19 protein-coding genes and 1 riboswitch are annotated in these 18,066 nt (G+C 47.3%); of the genes, 2 read left to right on the forward strand and 17 right to left on the reverse strand.

Going from position 1 to position 18,066, the window contains the following annotated elements; genetic code table 11:
* Positions 1-2: 2 nt before the first annotated feature.
* From L6442_RS17690 to L6442_RS17755, 14 genes are all read right to left on the reverse strand, one after another.
* Entirely contained in the window at positions 3-1,367 is a 1,365-nt protein-coding gene (locus L6442_RS17690) for an ethanolamine ammonia-lyase subunit EutB (protein ID WP_212980639.1), read from the reverse strand.
* 62 nt (positions 1,368-1,429) lie between these two features.
* Complete coding sequence (gene eutA / locus L6442_RS17695) at positions 1,430-2,860, reverse strand: ethanolamine ammonia-lyase reactivating factor EutA (RefSeq protein WP_212980638.1); 1,431 nt, start codon at positions 2,858-2,860, stop codon at positions 1,430-1,432.
* 515 nt (positions 2,861-3,375) lie between these two features.
* Positions 3,376-4,800 (reverse strand): sensor histidine kinase, encoded by a 1,425-nt coding sequence (locus L6442_RS17700; RefSeq protein WP_212980666.1) that lies wholly within the window; start codon positions 4,798-4,800, stop codon positions 3,376-3,378.
* Positions 4,793-5,365: an ANTAR domain-containing response regulator gene (locus L6442_RS17705; protein WP_194231537.1), complete on the reverse strand. Its 573-nt coding sequence runs from the start codon at positions 5,363-5,365 to the stop codon at positions 4,793-4,795. The genes L6442_RS17700 and L6442_RS17705 overlap by 8 nt, the downstream gene beginning before the upstream one ends.
* A gap of 68 nt (positions 5,366-5,433) precedes the next feature.
* The gene (locus L6442_RS17710; RefSeq protein ID WP_212980637.1) at positions 5,434-5,865 is read right to left on the reverse strand and encodes a EutP/PduV family microcompartment system protein; all 432 of its coding nucleotides are present in this window, start codon (positions 5,863-5,865) and stop codon (positions 5,434-5,436) included.
* 9 nt (positions 5,866-5,874) lie between these two features.
* Positions 5,875-6,231 (reverse strand): BMC domain-containing protein, encoded by a 357-nt coding sequence (locus tag L6442_RS17715; RefSeq protein ID WP_194231582.1) that lies wholly within the window; start codon positions 6,229-6,231, stop codon positions 5,875-5,877.
* 325 nt (positions 6,232-6,556) lie between these two features.
* Positions 6,557-7,699 (reverse strand): 1-propanol dehydrogenase PduQ, encoded by a 1,143-nt coding sequence (locus L6442_RS17720; RefSeq protein ID WP_212980636.1) that lies wholly within the window; start codon positions 7,697-7,699, stop codon positions 6,557-6,559.
* 402 nt (positions 7,700-8,101) lie between these two features.
* Positions 8,102-8,255: riboswitch (adenosylcobalamin (AdoCbl) riboswitch) on the reverse strand.
* A gap of 97 nt (positions 8,256-8,352) precedes the next feature.
* Positions 8,353-9,150, reverse strand: a complete 798-nt coding sequence (locus L6442_RS17725; RefSeq protein WP_212980635.1) for an ABC transporter permease — start codon at positions 9,148-9,150, stop codon at positions 8,353-8,355.
* A gap of 17 nt (positions 9,151-9,167) precedes the next feature.
* Positions 9,168-9,968, reverse strand: coding sequence for an ABC transporter permease (locus L6442_RS17730; protein ID WP_237099964.1), 801 nt, complete (start codon positions 9,966-9,968; stop codon positions 9,168-9,170).
* Positions 9,965-10,984: an ABC transporter ATP-binding protein gene (locus L6442_RS17735; protein WP_212980634.1), complete on the reverse strand. Its 1,020-nt coding sequence runs from the start codon at positions 10,982-10,984 to the stop codon at positions 9,965-9,967. The genes L6442_RS17730 and L6442_RS17735 overlap by 4 nt, the downstream gene beginning before the upstream one ends.
* Before the next feature lie 22 nt (positions 10,985-11,006).
* Positions 11,007-11,711, reverse strand: a complete 705-nt coding sequence (locus tag L6442_RS17740; RefSeq protein WP_212980633.1) for an SMI1/KNR4 family protein — start codon at positions 11,709-11,711, stop codon at positions 11,007-11,009.
* Positions 11,712-11,744: 33 nt separating this feature from the next.
* Entirely contained in the window at positions 11,745-12,161 is a 417-nt protein-coding gene (locus L6442_RS17745; RefSeq protein WP_212980632.1) for a GNAT family N-acetyltransferase, read from the reverse strand.
* A gap of 138 nt (positions 12,162-12,299) precedes the next feature.
* A complete protein-coding gene (locus tag L6442_RS17750; protein WP_194231543.1) occupies positions 12,300-12,734 on the reverse strand; it encodes an NUDIX domain-containing protein in 435 nt (144 codons plus the stop codon).
* Between the two features lie 97 nt (positions 12,735-12,831).
* A complete protein-coding gene (locus L6442_RS17755; RefSeq protein ID WP_212980631.1) occupies positions 12,832-13,629 on the reverse strand; it encodes a carbohydrate-binding protein in 798 nt (265 codons plus the stop codon).
* Between the two features lie 236 nt (positions 13,630-13,865).
* Here L6442_RS17755 and L6442_RS17760 point away from each other — a divergent pair, with 236 nt between their 5' ends.
* Both L6442_RS17760 and L6442_RS17765 read left to right on the forward strand, forming a co-directional pair.
* A complete protein-coding gene (locus tag L6442_RS17760; protein ID WP_212980630.1) occupies positions 13,866-14,795 on the forward strand; it encodes a carbohydrate deacetylase in 930 nt (309 codons plus the stop codon).
* A gap of 98 nt (positions 14,796-14,893) precedes the next feature.
* Positions 14,894-15,925, forward strand: coding sequence for an FUSC family protein (locus L6442_RS17765; RefSeq protein ID WP_212980629.1), 1,032 nt, complete (start codon positions 14,894-14,896; stop codon positions 15,923-15,925).
* Here the strand turns inward: L6442_RS17765 and L6442_RS17770 are convergent.
* From L6442_RS17770 to L6442_RS17780, 3 genes are read right to left on the reverse strand one after another with little or no spacing between them, the layout of a single operon-like run.
* Positions 15,883-16,521, reverse strand: a complete 639-nt coding sequence (locus L6442_RS17770) for a nucleotidyltransferase family protein (protein WP_212980628.1) — start codon at positions 16,519-16,521, stop codon at positions 15,883-15,885. The genes L6442_RS17765 and L6442_RS17770 overlap by 43 nt on opposite strands.
* Complete coding sequence (locus tag L6442_RS17775; RefSeq protein WP_212980627.1) at positions 16,518-17,558, reverse strand: XdhC family protein; 1,041 nt, start codon at positions 17,556-17,558, stop codon at positions 16,518-16,520. Before L6442_RS17775 ends, L6442_RS17770 begins: the two co-directional genes overlap by 4 nt.
* On the reverse strand, positions 17,518-18,036 hold the full coding sequence (locus L6442_RS17780; RefSeq protein ID WP_373871850.1) for a (2Fe-2S)-binding protein: 519 nt from the start codon (positions 18,034-18,036) through the stop codon (positions 17,518-17,520). Before L6442_RS17780 ends, L6442_RS17775 begins: the two co-directional genes overlap by 41 nt.
* Positions 18,037-18,066: the final 30 nt, after the last annotated feature.

Consider the following 18,066-nt stretch of genomic DNA (forward strand, 5'->3'; position numbering starts at 1 on the left):
CCTTACTTGAGAAATACTGACGCGTCCCCGGCTTTTTTGGTCAGTTTGCCGTTTTCGATAAAGCCCATTTTCTCCATCCACTGTTCGAACTCCCGAATTGGACGCAAGCCCAGCAATTCGCGCAGCGTTGCCGTTTCATGATATCCGGTCGTTTGATAGTTGAGCATGACATCGTCGCCATGCGGGATGCCCATGAAGAAGTTGCAGCCTGCAGTAGACAGAAGAACCGCCAGATTTTCCAAATCATTCTGATCCGCCTTCATATGGTTCGTATAACAAGCGTCACAACCCATCGAGATGCCTGTCAGCTTGCCCATGAAGTGATCTTCGAGGCCGGCACGGATAACTTGCTTCGCATCGTACAAATATTCAGGTCCGATGAATCCGACGACAGTATTGACGAGGAACGGATTGTACCGCTTCGCGAAGCCGTAGCAGCGCGCTTCCATCGTCACCTGGTCGATGCCGTGATGGGCTTCCGAAGATAGCTCGGAACCTTGCCCCGTTTCGAAATACATGACGTTCGGCCCAACGACCTGGCCTTGTTGCAGCACAAGCTGCTGTGCTTCTTCGATCGTGGCCGCATTGAAACCAAACGCTTCATTCCCTTTCTGCGAACCTGCGATCGATTGGAAAATAAGTCCTGTTGGCGCACCGCGCTTAACAGCTTCCATCTGGGTGGTAACGTGAGCGAGCACGCAGGTTTGCGTAGGAATTTCCCACTTCTGCCGGAACTCCTCGAACCGTTTCAAGACACGCGTCACGCTTTCCACGGAGTCGTCGACCGGGTTGAGGCCAAGCACTGCATCCCCGATCCCGAAAGTCAAGCCTTCCATCAGAGAAGCCATGATACCGTCGGGATCATCCGTTGGGTGATTCGGCTGCAGCCGTGCCGATAGCGTGCCCGGACGCCCGATCGTCGTATTGGCATGCGCCGTAACCCGGATTTTCTTGGCCCCGTAAATCAGGTCAAGATTCGTCATGATTTTCGCAACCGCAGCGATCATTTCCGCTGTCAGTGCACGGGAGATGCGCTTGATGTCGCCTTCCGTTGTATTCTCGTTCAAAATCCACTCCCGCAGCTCTTCTACGGTCCAGTTCTGAATTTCACTGTAAATGCGCTCGTTCACGGCATCCTGAATGATGCGGGTTACTTCGTCCTCTTCGTATGGAACCGCCGGATTATTGCGCAGGTCCGACAATTTGATCTGGGAAAGAACCACCTTGGCGGCTACGCGTTCTTCTGACGAAGCAGCTCCCAATCCGGCCAGCGTATCCCCCGATTTTTCTTCGTTGGCTTTTGCCATCACTTCCATGAGCGTTTTGAATTGATAGACTCGGCCAAACAGTTTCGTTTTTAAAATCACAAAAGCTCCTCCTTCCAAATGCAGCTCGAATTGATGAAACTCGAATCGTTAATGTGAGACTTTTAGTGAAAAACAAGCGTTTTAATAACGACAGGCAGTACCTTGCCATCCGCAATCGGCTTGCCGATGTCGATATAATCGCCGTTGTCCACCTGTACGCTGTCGATGCAGATGACATCTTTCTTGTAATCCAGCAGCCTGTAAAGGGTTTGCCCCAACACCTTCGCCAGATCGTAATGAACAATTACGATCAGCGGATACTCCCGCTCCAGCAGTTCAGACATCCCTTTGTGCAAACCCTGGGCGTATTTCTGAACCTCCTGAAAGCTCGCATTTTTCTTTCCTTCAATCGCAATGGCCACCCGCTGCAAATCACTGTTCAGCTTGAACCACTCCAGCTTGTCGGCGATGGCTTTCGCCAACTGCTCGCTGCTTCCCGACTCGTCGGCTGCAGCAAGCTTCAGGATCGGTATATTTTTGATCGGGAAGCTTTCATCCGTATAGGTAATCGTACTCCCGCTGATCTCAGTTGTATGGGATCCAGCTCCGACAACGGTTGCCCGGATGGTTTCGGTTGAACGGGCAACGGTAAGCTGCTGGGTAAGCGAGGAAGCGGCGATTGCTCTTCCAAGCAAAATACCAATGTCTCCGAATTCGAATACGTCTCCGGTGGCTTCATGATAAATGTAGTCCGCAACCCCTCCGGAGAAGGAAATGCATGGGATCGGAAGGTCCAGCTTCAGGCCTTTGTTTGTGACGATGGTGTCATAAAAGTCTCCGGGTGGTCTGATGCCGACGCTTTCTTCGAGCAGCTTGACCATTTCGCCGATAATCGGCTGGAGATCATCCGGGGTGACCCGCTGACCTATAGTTAGACGGAATCCCCTACGCTCGGCAAGTTGCTTGATCTTAGGCGCGATATACGTGATTTCATGCGTACTTTGATCCACCTTGATCAACCGCCCCCCAATATCCAGGCAGCCCGTATCCAGCAGATCGCCATCGTCGAATAATGCCAAATTGCTTGTGCCGCCGCCAATGTCGATGTTGACGATGGAAGTGGAATGCTCTTTGGAATACGTATGGGCACCTGCTCCTTTGGCGGCAATAATGCTCTCCAAATCCGGCCCTGCAGTTGCGACCACGAAATCGCCGGCAAAGCCGCTAAGCGACAAGACCGCTTCATTGGCATTTTCTTTGCGTGCAGTCTCGCCCGTGATGATGACCGCTCCTGTCTGAATATCGTCCTTGCAGATACCTGCCTTCTCGTATTGCTCCTGTATGAAGGACTGAATCTTCAACATATCGATCCGGTTATCTTCCAGCACGGGCGTAAAGCAAATGTCGCTTCGATAGACGACTTCTTTATCCGTGATAACCAGACGCGGCACCGAAAACGAAGAAGCCATGTTTTGAATATGAAGCTTCGACAGCACTAGCTGGGTCGTCGAAGTTCCCATATCGATGCCAACGCTGAGCAACTGCTCTTCCATTTTGTTCACCCCCTGGCTTGATTCTGATCAATCGGACTACAACTTAAAGTGCGTGTTCAAAAAGGTCGGTTTTCAGCACCGAAGCTTATGCTTCCGATGTGCGTTTTTTCAAAACGCTTCAGTTGAATGAAGATAGGGACGCAAGGAGCGTACATTGGGGTACGTGAGCACCTGAAATGTTTCCGGAGGAAACATACTTCGTAAGCATCTGCTTAGGCCCTGCTGAATTCAAGATACGATGCCGAGCCCGCTTCCTGATTTACTTCGTGTTAGATATAGAATTTATTCGTTATCAGCGGATGCTGATGAAATTCTATATCGCAAGAAAACCTACCATTGAATCGCGGTCGCTCATCCTTGGATCGACCTCGATTGGTTTTCTTATCAAAAGCGGACTTTTTGAACAACCTCTTAAAGAATGCAAAAAGGCTTAAAGTGACAACCTCCCGGATATACCGGTAAGGTTTACTTTAAGCCTCATCGCTTTAAAGACTACGCCCTTGTAGTCCAATTGATTATTTTTTGAACGTAAAAGTCACTGTTGTACCCGTGTCGCCGGATACGATCGAGAGCTTTCCTTTCAGCTTGTCTTTGACATAGCTGCGGACAATCGACAGCCCCAAGCTTTTATGCGAAGCTTCCAAGGCAATGAACCCGGCTCCGTCATCCGCTACGACGACCGTCACCAGCCCGCCTTCAACTTTTGTCTTGACGGTGATTTTCCCCTCCGAACAATTGCCAAACGCATGCTCATAACTGTTATGCAGCAGTTCGCTAACAATTAATGCGACGGTTACGGTCCGATCGCTGTCCAAGCAGATGCTTTGCTCCGAAGCGATTTCCATCTTGATGGCATGGCAATCAACAAAACAGCGCTCGATATTGGATGCAATCAAACGGATCACATCCATGAGATCCACTTCCGCTTGGATCTCCGTCGATAACAATTCATGGGTTGCCGCGATCGCGAGTACCCGGCTGACGCTGTCATCAAGGCATTTCTTTGCCTCGGGGCTTTTGCACTGCCGTCCCTGAATACGCAGCAAAGACGCTACCATCTGCAAATTATTTTTTACCCGGTGATGAATTTCGCGGATGGCAACCGATTTGGAAACGATCTCCGCTTCCTTGTTTTTAATCTCGGTCATGTCATGCAAAATAACGCCTACGCATAAATCCTTTTCCTCAATGAACAAGCGTTTCACCTGATAGTAACGTCCGGCGGCTTTCACTTCCACCGTAAGCGGACAACATGGCGAGGATGAATGCTGACTCATGACCTCGGAGAACATTGTCTGATCAAGCGACAAATTATCGTAATGCAGACCTTGGATATCTTCCAAATAACCGAGTTGCCTGTAATATACATCCGCCCGTTCATTTTTCAATTTCAAAAATCCATATTTGTCGAACACCAGAACGGCGTCCTCCAATTGATTGATAATCGAATCCTTGAACTGCAGCATTGCCGCCAGCATGGAAGACATTTCCCCATCCACCAATGACGTCCGCTGCATATTGAAGTGGGCTTGTATATTGTCCCTGATATCTTTTTCATAGATCAGGACGGCAATGACACCTGATTGATTTTTAATAGGATATACCGTTTGCCTAACCAGATGGTTCTCCTGAGTATTAGCAACGAGCCCTTGCGACATAATGCCTGTTTCCAGCGTCCGCAGAACGCCAGGTTCATTCTCGCGCAGCGCCCTTTCTCCCGTTACCGGAAACTGATACACCGATCTGCCTTGGCACGGGCTGCGATGATAGACTACGACGGCTTCGTTCGCCACGCAGGACAAAACGTCGATGAACACATCATCTTCCACCTCGGTCATTTCAAATGACTCCGCTATTTCGCAGATCCGGGCTATATCCCCATCCGACAATCCGGTATGAAGGCTGCACAACTGCCTGATCCGCTCTTTGAAATCAATCATAGGAGATGACGATGGTGCTTGCAATTTCAATCATTGGACATCGCCGATCCATGCTTAGTTTGCGCAGGGTTTGATAGGCTTCCTCTTCCGTATAGCCGTTTTCTCTCATTAATATGCCTTTTGCTTTCTCGACCGCTTTGCGCTCTTCCATCTTCTGCGTCAGCTTTGAGAGATCCTGTTCCAGCTTCCGGATTTCCTTGCCTTTGGCTATCGTCACTTCCACCATAGGAATGAACGACTTTTCATCAAGCGGCTTTACCAGATAACCAAGCGCACCGACAGAGGATGCTTTTTCAATCGTCTGTTTGTCGCTGTAGGCGGTTAAAAGGATGATCCCGCCCGCCAGCTGCTCTGAAAGAATTCGTTTACCCGCCTTGAGCCCATCCAAAATGGGCATTTGAACATCCATGATGACGAGGTCGGGCAGATGCTTCTTGCATAATTCGATAGCTTCAAAGCCATCGGAAGCTTCGCCTACTACATTGTAGTCCGCCTCCTCGAGCATCTCACGAATATCCATTCTTGTAATAGGTTCGTCATCGACTATTACAATTTTTCCATTCATGCGTCATGCACCTCATTGTATGTCGTTATTTGCTTGTCTGATAAAGCCTGTACTATAATCCCAGTCGTCTACCCCTTCAAATAATCTTGAAGGGCATCCACTCCCACATTCTCGATCGTCGAGACTTCAAAAATCCGCTCCACGCCTGCCGCCACTAAATGTGCTCTGGCCTGCGCGAGTTCCTCTTGCGACTTGGCCAGTTCGACTTTCGTGACCACTCCGATAACCGGCTTGGCGAAAACCGTCGCAAAGGCCGGCGGGAAATAGCTGTCTTCTTTCGTGCAATCCTGAACAAGCCCGATGACATCGGCATCTACGCTGGAAACTAACAGCATTTTGTATAAATACCGGTTCTCGATGCATTCTCCCGGCGTATCAATCGCCTGGTCGAATGTTTCGACGGCTTGCGTCTTTTTGTAGGCAATTTCCTCGCCGTGCAGCCATTGGCACAACGTGGTTTTGCCCGATCCTGTACTCCCGGCAAAAATGATTTTCTTCATAAGCTTCTCCTACGTTTTTGTAATATTCGTATTAGCCGAGAAGCCCAATATATTCTGCAATCCCAGCAGCACTTCACTGATTGCAGATTCTACTGATGATACATCGCCCGTAATGACGAGTGAACCGCTGAATCGGTCGACAAAACCGATTTGGACACCGGCCGCCTTTGTTGCGATATCCGCTGCAATGATGGAAGCTTCGCTTGGCGTTATCGTCATGACGCCGATGGACTGATGTTCTTCGTTTCCGAGTCCCAGCTTCTTGTAGATATCCGGGTTCGGGTTTGCAATAATGTGAGCCAAAGTGACCTGTTTGCCAGGTACATACTCCTGAATCACACGTTGTTTCTCGGCTCCTTGTTCCATACTCCTCATCTCACTCTCTATCAAAAACACTAAAAGAGGTTGTTAAGAAAAACGTCTATCGACGTATTTTCATAGAAGACAGACCGCGCTTAGCGGATGTTTTTCTTGCGATTATAGAATTGTTCAGCTTCGCTGAAAATTTATAAATTCTATAATCTTCAAAAAGTCACTGCAAAAAACAATAAAAGCCCCTTAAAAGTCCACGCGGAATTTTTAAGAAGCCACTTTGCTTTGATTTGTATGCAACACGCCGTTGTGTTACTTTTACTATATTTGAATATTGCAAGCGATGTCAATACGAAATCCGTCAAAATTCGACTCGGTTTTAGAATTGAAACATTTTGTTCAAAATTTGAAGCACATCCTCTGCCGTAGGAACGCGTGGATTTGTTGCAGTACATCCGTCTTTCAGCGCGCCTTCGGCGATCGAAACTCTCATTTCCTCAAGCAAAGCTTGATCCACGCCACATTCCCGCAGCGTTTGCGGCATATTCAATTGTTTCTGCAGCTGTTTGATCGCCTGCACCAGACTCCGGACGCCGCTCTTCGCATTTGGTGCGGATAACCCCAAGCTTTTGGCAATATCGGCATACCGAACCGCTGCTCTATTGCTATCCTCCTTACCGTAACCCGGCTTGTAATCGGCATTAAATTCGATGACATGCGGAAGGAGAATCGCATTCATGCGTCCGTGGGCAATTTTGAATTTGGCCCCTGCCACATGCGCAATCCCATGATTCAGCCCAAGCGACGCAATATTGAACGCCATCCCAGCGATGCAGGAGGCATTATGCATTTTTTCGCGCGCCACAAGATCATTTCCGTCCTTATAAGCACGCGGCAAATAAGCAAAGACCAGCTTCATCGCTTTCTCGGCCAGCGCATCGGATATATCATTGGCTTTGGTGGATACATACGCTTCAATCGCATGCGTCAGCACATCCATGCCGGTATCCGCCGTGATGAAATCCGGCACGCTTTTGACGAGTTCGGGATCCAGAATCGCTTCTTGCGGCAGCATGTCATCGGATACAAGCGGATACTTGATGTTTTTCTGTTTGTCGCTAATAACGGAAAATGAAGTAACTTCCGAGCCCGTTCCGCTTGTTGTCGGGATAGCAATGAACGGGATATCGCGCTGGTCAAGCAGCTTTTGCGCGAACAGCTTCATCGCTTTAGCCGCATCAATGGCCGAACCGCCGCCAATGGCAATGATCAGATCGGTGTTGAAGGAGCGGAGTGCCTCGACGCCTTCCGTGACGACTTCGATCGGCGGATCCGGGACAATATTGCTGAAAATATACTGCTCGTTGCTGCTGTGCAGGCGATCAAACACCATGTTGATCATTCCCGACTTCATCATAAACGGATCCGTGACGATGAACATTCGTTTATTTCGCCATTCCGATAGGCGATCCATTGCGCCTTGCCCCATATAGAGGTCGGCTTTAATCGAAAGTTTATCCATGTAAAGCACCTCCAAGAAGTAATTGCAACAAAAAAAGAGGCCGTTCAAAGGGAATTCCCCTTCAAAAGCCTCTTTGCTTGTTATCATGTGTGCACGCCATTGTGCAGCTTCGTATGATTAAATTTTGCATTTATACTGTACACCGTCATTCCGATCTTCGTCAACCGCTTCCGGAACTTGTCCTTAGATCAGACACAATAACGGCAAAAATTCTATAAATTAAAAAAAGGGACATGCACCCCATTGTGCATATGATTCTTCGTCACTGGAGAATCCCCCCGTTTGCGGGCAATACCTCATTGTACATGTTCGGTTTGGCGAACACCCGGCTGTGGCCAACAACATTGTCGGCAGCCTTTGCAGCAAATAAAAAAGCCTAGCGAGGCGGATCGTCACTAGACTTGTAAACCAGCCACTTTCGCCTCGAAATGACTGGTCTCTCCAAAGTTACTAGACAAAAGACCTGACTTAAGACCGATCATTCGGTCTATCACAGTGGCGGGACCGCGTTGGATTTGCACCAAACTTCCATTGCCTATAACTTTTTCTATTGTACATGACGTGAATGGAAGCCCATTCGACATCATTATAGCATAAACGACTCGTTTGGCAATATAAAATTAGAAAAATAATACGCAAAATAACGCAATCAATCAATTCCCTGCGCTTTCATATTTACTCAGCCCCTTTTTAAATATCCATCCTGCCAAAATAACCGTGTATACGGCTACCAGAGGGGTCAACATGCCCCAATAAGCCCAGCTCCCTTTGCCGAACAAGTAAGAGGCCGGGAAAAAGCTGATAAAAGCAAATGGAACAATGATCGTAATCAGCAGCTGCACCCCAATGTTGTAGATACTGATCGGATACTGCGCCAGTTGGCCGAGGGTATGGATGGTGTGGGCAAAGGAAGTATTCGAGCTTCCGGTCCAGAAGGTTTGACAGTTGGCCGCAAACAAGATGGAAACACGTATGACGACGGCAGACGCTAAAAATAAGAGGCTTATAAGCACCTTGCTGAGCGTCCAATCCAAATGAATATGCTGCAGCGATTGAACCATAATAACTCCGCCGACGATGATAGAACCCATGCCGCCAATCCCGATATTTGACGTAAACACCTGCAGAATCGGCGAGATAGGTCTAAATAAAATACGGTCCATTTCGCCTTTATTGACCAAACCTCCTAATACCCACATACCATTTAAAAATAGTGACTGAACGCCTTCAATAAAAAAGACGGCGGCATAAACAAAAGCAACTTCCCAAAACTCCCAGCCTTGAATATTCGGGATCTTTTGATACACGACCCAGAGAAAGACGATACCTAATAACTGCGTGACCGTTCCCGCAAACAAAGATATAACAAAATCCGCCTGGTATGATACGATCGCTTTGATTTGTTGGCTCATAAGCCGGTAATAGATATATAACGACCTAGCTCGCCGCATTTATTTCCTCCCCCCAATTATCCCCCGTTTATCGTAACTTGGCGTACCGCCCAGACCCACAGCCATTTTCCCAAGGTCCATAAAACAATTCCCCAAAAGATCTGTATGCCGATCTGTCCCCAGGCTTCAAGTCCGATCGCCTTGCCCAGATAAATCGATGCCGGGATGTGTACAATCCCTTGAAAAGGCAATAGTCTGCTGATTCCCGCGAGCCACTCCGGGAAAAATGCAAACGGTATCAAAGCTCCCGAGAAAAAATTGGTTAGTGCCGCCCTCATCCAGGCCACACCTATTCCGTTCGCTGTCCAAAAACAGAACAGACTGGCCAAATATATAATGCCAAACTTAATAAATACGGACAGGGCCAGGCTCAAAATAAACAAAACTCCGGATTGAAGCGAATCAGGCATCACCAGGCTTTTCGTACTTAGCAGCAGCGCTGCGATCATGATTGCCGCAATGCATCCTTCCATCAAACTTGCGCCAGCCGTTTCGGCGATCCGCGCTTTTTGAAAATCCAGGGGCTTGAGCAGATCCATCGCTACGTCGCCTTTAATTATCTTTCGTGAAATGCTCGTTTCCGAATACCAGGAGATCAGGGAGTTCGTAAGGTATGTAATAAAAATATAAGCTTTCATTTGCTCCCAAGTAAATCCGGAAAGCTGCTCCCTTTGATCGAAGATCGCCTGCCATAAATAAAACATTGCAATAACAAAAATCAAACTTCCAAGCAAACTGATAAAGTATGTAAAACGGTAAGCGATTACATTTTGCATCGAAACTTGGGCTAGTTTGATGTATTTTTTTGAGGCCATCATGCCCACCTGCCCTCGTTAATGACGAGCTCGCCATCGTATAGCTTGCGGATCACATGATCAATCTTAGGTTCATCGATATGAAAGTCGCTTACATTCCCGTTCTGCATCATATAGCCTGCAATTTCCCCCGCTGAAATCTGAAACCTGTTAAAACGGACCGAAAAACTTGTTCCTTCATCATTTTCGAGAATAACGCCAGGCAGTTTGGATATTACGCTTTGCAAATCCTTGATCGGTTCGTCAACCTGAAAATGGATCGTTCTTTCTTGGGCAAACAGATCCTTCATCTCCTGAAGCTCTCCGTCATAAATGATCCGTCCATGGTCGATGATAATCAGGCGTCTGCATATTTCTTCGATATCCTCAAGGTCATGCGTTGTAAGCATAATGGTTGTGCCTTGCTCCCTGTTCATTTCTTTTACGAAACGGCGTATGCGTTCTTTGACTGCAATGTCCAGCCCGATGGTCGGCTCGTCGAGATAAACAATTTGGGGATTATGTAAAAGGGCGGCAGCCAAGTCGGCGCGCATTCTTTGCCCAAGCGAGATTTTTCTGGCGGATAGGTGCAGGAATTCGTTTAGTCCGAGTAATTCTACGAAGCGGTCCAGGTTCTGCCGGTACATAGGAGCCGGAATCTCATAAATATCCTTGATCAATGAAAAAGATTCTATTACAGGGAGATCCCACCACAGCTGCGTTCGTTGACCGAAGACAACTCCGATGTTTTTGGCATTTTCAATCCGGTGTTTGCTTGGGGAATTCCCGTTGACCATGACTTTGCCGGATGTGGGAACTAAAATGCCTGTGAGCATTTTGATTGTTGTAGATTTCCCGGCCCCGTTGGGGCCGACGTACGCTACGGACTCACCGCTCTCAATGTTCAGATTGATTTGTTCGACGGCTGTTTTTTCGCGGTAGGCTGGACGAAATAAATGTTTAATGGCACCTTTTAAGCCCGGTTCTTTGATTGGCACTTTGAATTTTTTGGTTAGCGACTCAACTTCAATCAAACTCATGAACCTTCAGCCTCCTCAATTTTTAATTTCTGTTTCGCATGTTTGAAAGCACCTTTTTCGCAGCCATTCTCCCATTCGGCATTCCGTTTTGCGATACCTCTACCAACTTGTCATAAGCCGGTAAATATCTATGGTATCCCAAAATCTCGCAAGCCCTTTCTTGCACATACATATCTTCATCATCCAGAAACGGAATTAAAGTATCCAGTTGATTGGCGGGGGTTAAAGCCATGATGGAGAACATCATCTGACATCTGGGGTCATCATTCGGTTGATCGGAAAACAGCCACTGATTCAGTTCTTGAATGCATTGTACGTCTGCATCGATATCCTGAGGATTTGCTTCAGATCCTGTCGGGTAGTCTTTTGTCAGCTCATCCCAATCCAGATCCGCATTTTGCTCAAGCGCTGCAATAAATGTATGTAAACTTCTAAAGGCCGGAGACAGGTCGGTTTCTTCATGGCTGACATAACAAACTCTATATTTAATCGGTCCCTGATAATAAAATCCAACATAATTGGAGTTATCATCAGTCCATAGCGGAATAATATTCTGAAACTCTTCAATATCAGACATAAATTCCATAAGTTCGGTAATCTCGTCTGTATTCATGATTCTCAAATAAAAGTCATTGTCCTGCTGCTTTATGACATGCGATTTCAGGGCATCGATTATATCGTCAGGTAAATCCGCATTCCATTTTTTCAAAAGATTTTTAATTTCCATGATCTGCTCCTCCCATCTAGCGTTAGATTGTCATCAATATTCCATGACCCAATATTTCTCCCCATCCTTCTCTTCTTCCACTACCTTCTTCCAGCCATTTTTCTCGTAGAATTTCAACGCTTTGTGATTCTCGGACACGCATTTCAAACGCGCGGGCCGATTCATTTTCTCGATCGAGGCAGACAGCAGTTCTTTGCCGACACCTTGGCCGGAAACCTCGGGATGAACAAATAGCAGATGGATGAAATCATCGGGCAAATATAAAGATGAGAAACCAAGAATTCGACCATCATCTTCTGCCAAAATGATGTATTCATCCGCGGTCTGTTTATCGAAATCTTCCAAAGCCATGCCTTCCTGATTCGCCCAATAGAAACTTTGTCGCCGGGATGCAAGGAATACGTTTCTAAGTTCAGGATAATCAGATTGATTTGCTTGTCGTATTTGCAAAATTTCTCACGCTCGCCTTCTAAGTTAATTGAAATGATAATGAAGTTACACAGTATTGTAACAGAGTGGAATAAGCAGATGTAGCGCAAAATGAAAAAATCTTTTGAGCAAAAGGAAAACCGCCTTCGCAGGCGGCTCCTAGAATGAATTTTTCTCGCTTGTATCAGATTCCTTGAGATGCTTAAGGGCATACGCTGTCGTCATCGTGATTTTGTCAGGCATGTCGTTGATCGGAAACCACCGCACGTCGCCAAGTGCATGAGGTTCTTTATTTTGCACGTCTCCGGCTATAATATGGGCCAAAAATGTTGGCGCCACGTAATGCGTATCTTCCGATGGAATGATATGATTGGTAACGCAAAGCAATTGATCAAGTCCGATTTCGACGTCTAATTCTTCTTTAATTTCGCGTATTACCGCATTTTCTATCGTTTCCATGTAATCAACTTTGCCCCCGGGCAAGCTCCAGTACCCCGCCTCAGGCGCTCTTTTCCTCAGCACGAGCAAAATGCGTCCATGCTCATCTTTAACAACGGCTCCAACGCCGACTTTTGGCGCTCTTTCAGTATTCAATGTCTATATCTGTCCTTTCAAAAGCTATTCATCCGACAAACTATAAAAGTTGAACTAATGATTAAACGGATGAAGGCAGTTCAAAATAACTTCCTCGCTAATTCGCGGCTTCACGGCCAAAAACTTCGATTTGGCTCAAAGCCGGGAACGGAGAAGGATCATCCGACTTGATAAGTTCTTTTATGGTTACCCGCTCCACTTTTCGTGGCGCAAGCTTAAAAGTTTGCTTCAGATGGGTTTTTACCAAATCCAGCGTTTCCTTACTGCCGTCCGAGAAAGCTAACGTAACCCGCTCCCAATAATTATCATGTGGAAAATCCGCCCGGATCGTCAATGCAACTTTATCGATTTCTACGGTTCTGCCAAAATCCACGGTCATTTCCGCATCGTCTCTTTGGTTGATGCCCCAAGATTCAAACGGCCATTTTCCGTGGGAGAAGTTTACGCAGTTCCCGTTGATTGCATTTCGGGCTGCGAATACGGATTCGCCGCGAGTTTCCACGTTGGCGAAAGCATGAGGGTAACAAGTCGCGTTTTCATGCTGATCATATACATTAAGCGCCAAGTTTCTATAAGCATTGATTTCGTCTTCTGTGGCTAAACGTGCAGTAAGCGTATGTAAATCACCCATAAATGTTTTTGGGGAATAAGATATCTTTTTTTCATCAAAAGGAATGACGAACCGGAACTCTTTTCCAGCCAAAAAAACAAATGCAGGATCCATTGCATCATCAAGCTGTATAACCAGATATGAGTTTTCATTTCCGCTTTTCAAAACAATCTGGTCCCCAGGCTCATAAGCCTTCTCATACACCAGGTGAGCTTGTCCCTGATCCGAGGCGGTTGCCTGTACCGTACCATTCGCGCTTTGAACTTCGAGCGTAAGTTGAGTCATGTAGCATTCTCCTAATCTAGTAATATATTTGGATTGCATCTCCATCTTATCGCATATCATCGCCATTAAGCCAGCTAAAACATGTATTCGCTTTATTTTTTTAGATAAGGCTGCTTGCAACCGAAGGATTGACAGCATTAAAATCTTCTCGCTCTGTAGGCGCCTGTTCGTTACGTTTACTGAAAGGCAGTATTAGACTATAACAACATACATAACAAAAAGTAAGGAGGAAAGCCATGAGCAGGCAAGTCATTATCAATGCGGATGATTTCGGCCTATCGCCCGCCGTCAACAGCGGAATTGTGAAAGCCTACCAGGCTGGCGGCATTACCAGTACTTCCATGATGGTCAACATGCCGGGCTTCGGGGATGCCTTGCGACTTGCCCGCTTACTGCCGGGCCTCGGGGTTGGTTTGCATTTTAACCTGACCTATGGGGTTCCCGTTTCCGATCCCGGAAGCGTACCTTCGCTAGTCAGACCGGACGGCTCATTCCATGACGTAAAAAGCATATGCAACCGGGATGTCGCCGATGTTGAAAAAGAGCTCGAAGCGCAGTGGCAGCGGTTTGTGGAAACCAGTCTTTTCCCCACTCATTTGGATTCCCATCACTTACTTCACCAAAATGATCCTTTTATTTATAAGGTCATGGCCACAAAAGCAGTGAAGGAAAACGTTCCGCTCCGAAGATCGCAAATTGTTCATCCATTCCCGGATCTGGCATCCCCGCGGATGACCGATTCAATCCTCCTTGATACCTACGGAGATGCCAAAGCCATGGAGCGGTTATTTCATTATTTGCGTTCTCTTCCAGAGGGCATTACCGAGATTGTATGCCATCCTGGACACGTAGACGAAATTCTGCGAACGATCTCCGAGTGGACGGACATTCGCGAACGGGAGCTATCGGTGTTCGCCGATCAGGAAGTTGTACGAGTAATCAAAGCCTTTGATATCATCCCGATCAACTTCAAAGCGCTCAAGATCAAACCATTCCTATCCGAAGATCATCAGCAGCGTGCATCACGTCCGGAAAAAAGCTTAACGCGTCTGCGCCATCACGACTCTATAGGCCGACATTCTGCATTTGCACAGGATAGCAGAACTATATCCAAAAAGCGGGGATCTACGCTTCATTCTTCAGCCCGAAACCGAAAACGAATATAATCGAAAAAAAGGCGCTCCCAAAAATTCGGTGCCAGTTGATTAACAGCCTCATTCCCCGGCAACAATAACGAAAACAATTATAAAATGAGGTTAAATAAGTGAAGACCAAAATCGCAGATTTCATCAGAAATAACGGTATTGTATGGAAAATGCCGCTTGCTGCAGCACTGTCATGGGAAGCTGCCAAATGGGCAGGATCTAACCATCCCTACTTGGCTCCGCTCACAGCCATTTTGTGTATTCAGATAACGGTCAGCAAGTCCATTCAATTTGCCTGGCAGCGCGTTATCGGAACGATAGCCGGCGTTCTGGTGACTTCGTACATAGCGCCTTATATCGGCTTAAACGGATGGAGTATTGGTCTTCTTATGCTGCTTGGATCCATCATCGTGTGGCGGATGAACTTGGATCATGCTGTTACGATCCAAGTTGCCATCAGCATTTTATTGGTGCTGTATTTTCAAAGCAAAATGCCAAGCTATCCGTATGACCGCATTCGCGATACTGTAATCGGCGCCGTTGTTGCAGTTCTGATTCACATACTGCTGTTCCCTCCCGATTCCATAAATACGGCCAAACAAAAAATGATCCGTTTTGCGGATCATTTAACCGTTCTTTTTTTTAAGACTGCAGAGTGGGTAGAAGACGGCTGCTCTACGAGTAAGGCTCCGACAATCGAGAAGGAATTGCAAACCTTATTTCAGAAACTTCATCAAGCGACTACCGACTTAGATAAGGCTAACCAAAGTTTGCGTTACAACCTGCTAGCTCAGAAAAAACGCGCTGCCATCGATGAGCTGACCCGTCAAATGGACCAGCTTCGTTCAAGTTTTGCGAATCTTTCGGACATGATTCGTATATTCATCAAATGGTCCAAAAGCGGCAATTTTTCGAAAGAAGATGGGCGGATTTGGGGGGATCACTTGAATACGTTAGGCTTGCTCGTCAAAAATTGGAAAACCATGTTGGATGATTCCAAGCAGACAATGTTCGAACCAACTTCGGCCTCTTTGGCGATCAAAGCACCTGCGCATATGGCGAACGAACAATACCCCCTTGCTTTGTATATGAATGCGGAACAAGTCGTTCAAGATTTCCAAAAAAACATTTTTTTCAATAAAAACTCATAATCCTTCTCTGTATCCACATCCAAAAACAAGTCCGGGTTATTGAAGTCGATGCAAATTCCCGGACTATCCTTGCGGATTAAACGCCTTGCTCCCTCATCACCTTGTAACCGAAGAAGATCCGGAAACATTCGATGATTAAATATTACCGGCGGTTTTGCCAAACCATCCGCACCTGCAGCTGCGTAATGAATGCTGTCCTGCAGCTGCTGCTTATGATAACGATCGAGCAATTCATCGATCATCCCCGTTGTCATCAAAGGCTGATCCGCCAGAAGAACCATCGCTGCTTCTGTTCCCATTGCCATTGCAGCCCGTATGCCGCACCGCAGGGAGCTAGATTGCCCTGATTGAGCATCAGGGCAGTAGATCAATGACCATTTGCGAAAGATCTGATTCTCATAAAATGAGTCGTCGACCCAACCCGCCTGGGCCTCACCGGAAATGACCAAAATATAATCTAATTTAGAATGAAGTGCCGCAGCCAGACCGTAATTCCCTAAACGCATAGGCCCCAGCGGCAGCCCAAGCTTATCCGAACCCATTCGTGTACTTCGGCCTGCAGCCAAATAGATACCGATAACCGAGTATTGGCTCATAAGCTGCAGCGACTCTTTCTTTGGGTTCTATACCTCTGAATGACTTCCGCAAGAATGCTTACGGCAATTTCTTCCGGTCCGTCTGCCCCAATCGGCATTCCTACGGGAGAGTGCACAAACTGCGGAATCGCCCTGCCGTCAAACAAAAGTTCCGTTCTGCGCTTCGAACCCAAAATACCGAGGTAACCAAGCGGCAGCTCGGACAGGATACGGATCAGCTGCCGGTCTCTCCTAAGATTATGGGTCATGACAACCACGAAATCGCTCGCTGTAATGTGAAACATACCCGCCGTTTCTTCCGGAAATCCCAGTATAAGCGCTTCCGCATCCGGAAAATAACTTCGGGCGCATAAAAGCGGCCTCCAATCGGTAACAGTTACGGAGAAACCCGTGGCTGCGGCAAACGATGCAAGCGGCCTGGCATCCCGCCCCGCACCGAAAATGATCAATCTCGGTTTCGGCGCATACGTATGGAGGAATATTTCCTCTTCCAACGATGAGAGCGCCTTCATCCCGCTTTTCCCCATACCGCCGGAAGCCGCCATGGCTGAAAGATCCTCCTCAGGAACATCACCTTTCCATTCGCCAAACAGATAGCGGTCGTCGGTCAAGAAGCCATACCCGGAAACCGAACGGTCCGGGTTGATTTTTTTGATGAGAATGACCTCATGTTGCCGATCCAAGCATTCCTTCAATTTACGCAAATGAGTGCCGAAAACGTCATTGACCGGTTCCATCGCTACGTGAACGATACCGCCGCAGCCCGTTGCTTCGCCCCATGATAATGGGTCGGAAGATTGCATGTCGAATTCATAAATGCGGGATTCGCCCGTTTCCAATATTTCCGGCACTCGCTCTGCTAGATCGGCTTCAAGACAGCCTGTGCTGAGCATCCCAATTTGCGATCCGTCTTCAAAAAACAGCATGGAAGCCCCTTCTTTGCGGTAGGCGCTGCCATTCACATGGATAATGGTTGCCAGCACGCTTCGCTGATCGTTACGCTCCATGGCTTCCAGTATGCGATGAATGTCTTCCAACCCCATCCTCCTTCCCGAGCTTGCCGGGTACCAGTTTCTCTGCGTTTTCGGACGTAAAAGCGGACATGACCGCTTCATGAATTTCTTCATAGGACGTGCATCTGCAAATATTCGATTCAAGCCATAACCGGATCGTTTCATCATCTGCACCTGGATGGGCATCCAGCAATCCTTGGCAGTTCATAATAAAGCCGGGCGTGCAATAACCGCATTGGAAAGCTTGTTTTTGAACAAAAGCTTGCTGTACGGGTGAATCGACCAGGCCTTCGGCGGTGGTGATGTTCTGTCCCTCAGCTTCCACCGCAAGCATAATGCAGGATTTGAACGGCAATCCGTTCATGATAATCGTGCATGCCCCGCAATCGCCATTCTCGCAGCCGGGTTTGCATCCGGTTAATCCAAGGTGATCCCGAAGAGTATGTAATAAAGTTTCGGACGCACGGACCCTTATCGTTTTCTTTTCGCCGTTTATTCGCATTTCGACTGAATACAGACTCTTAACGTTCTC

This window comes from Paenibacillus azoreducens (assembly GCF_021654775.1).
Classification (GTDB): Bacteria; Bacillota; Bacilli; order Paenibacillales; family Paenibacillaceae; genus Paenibacillus_AQ; species Paenibacillus_AQ azoreducens.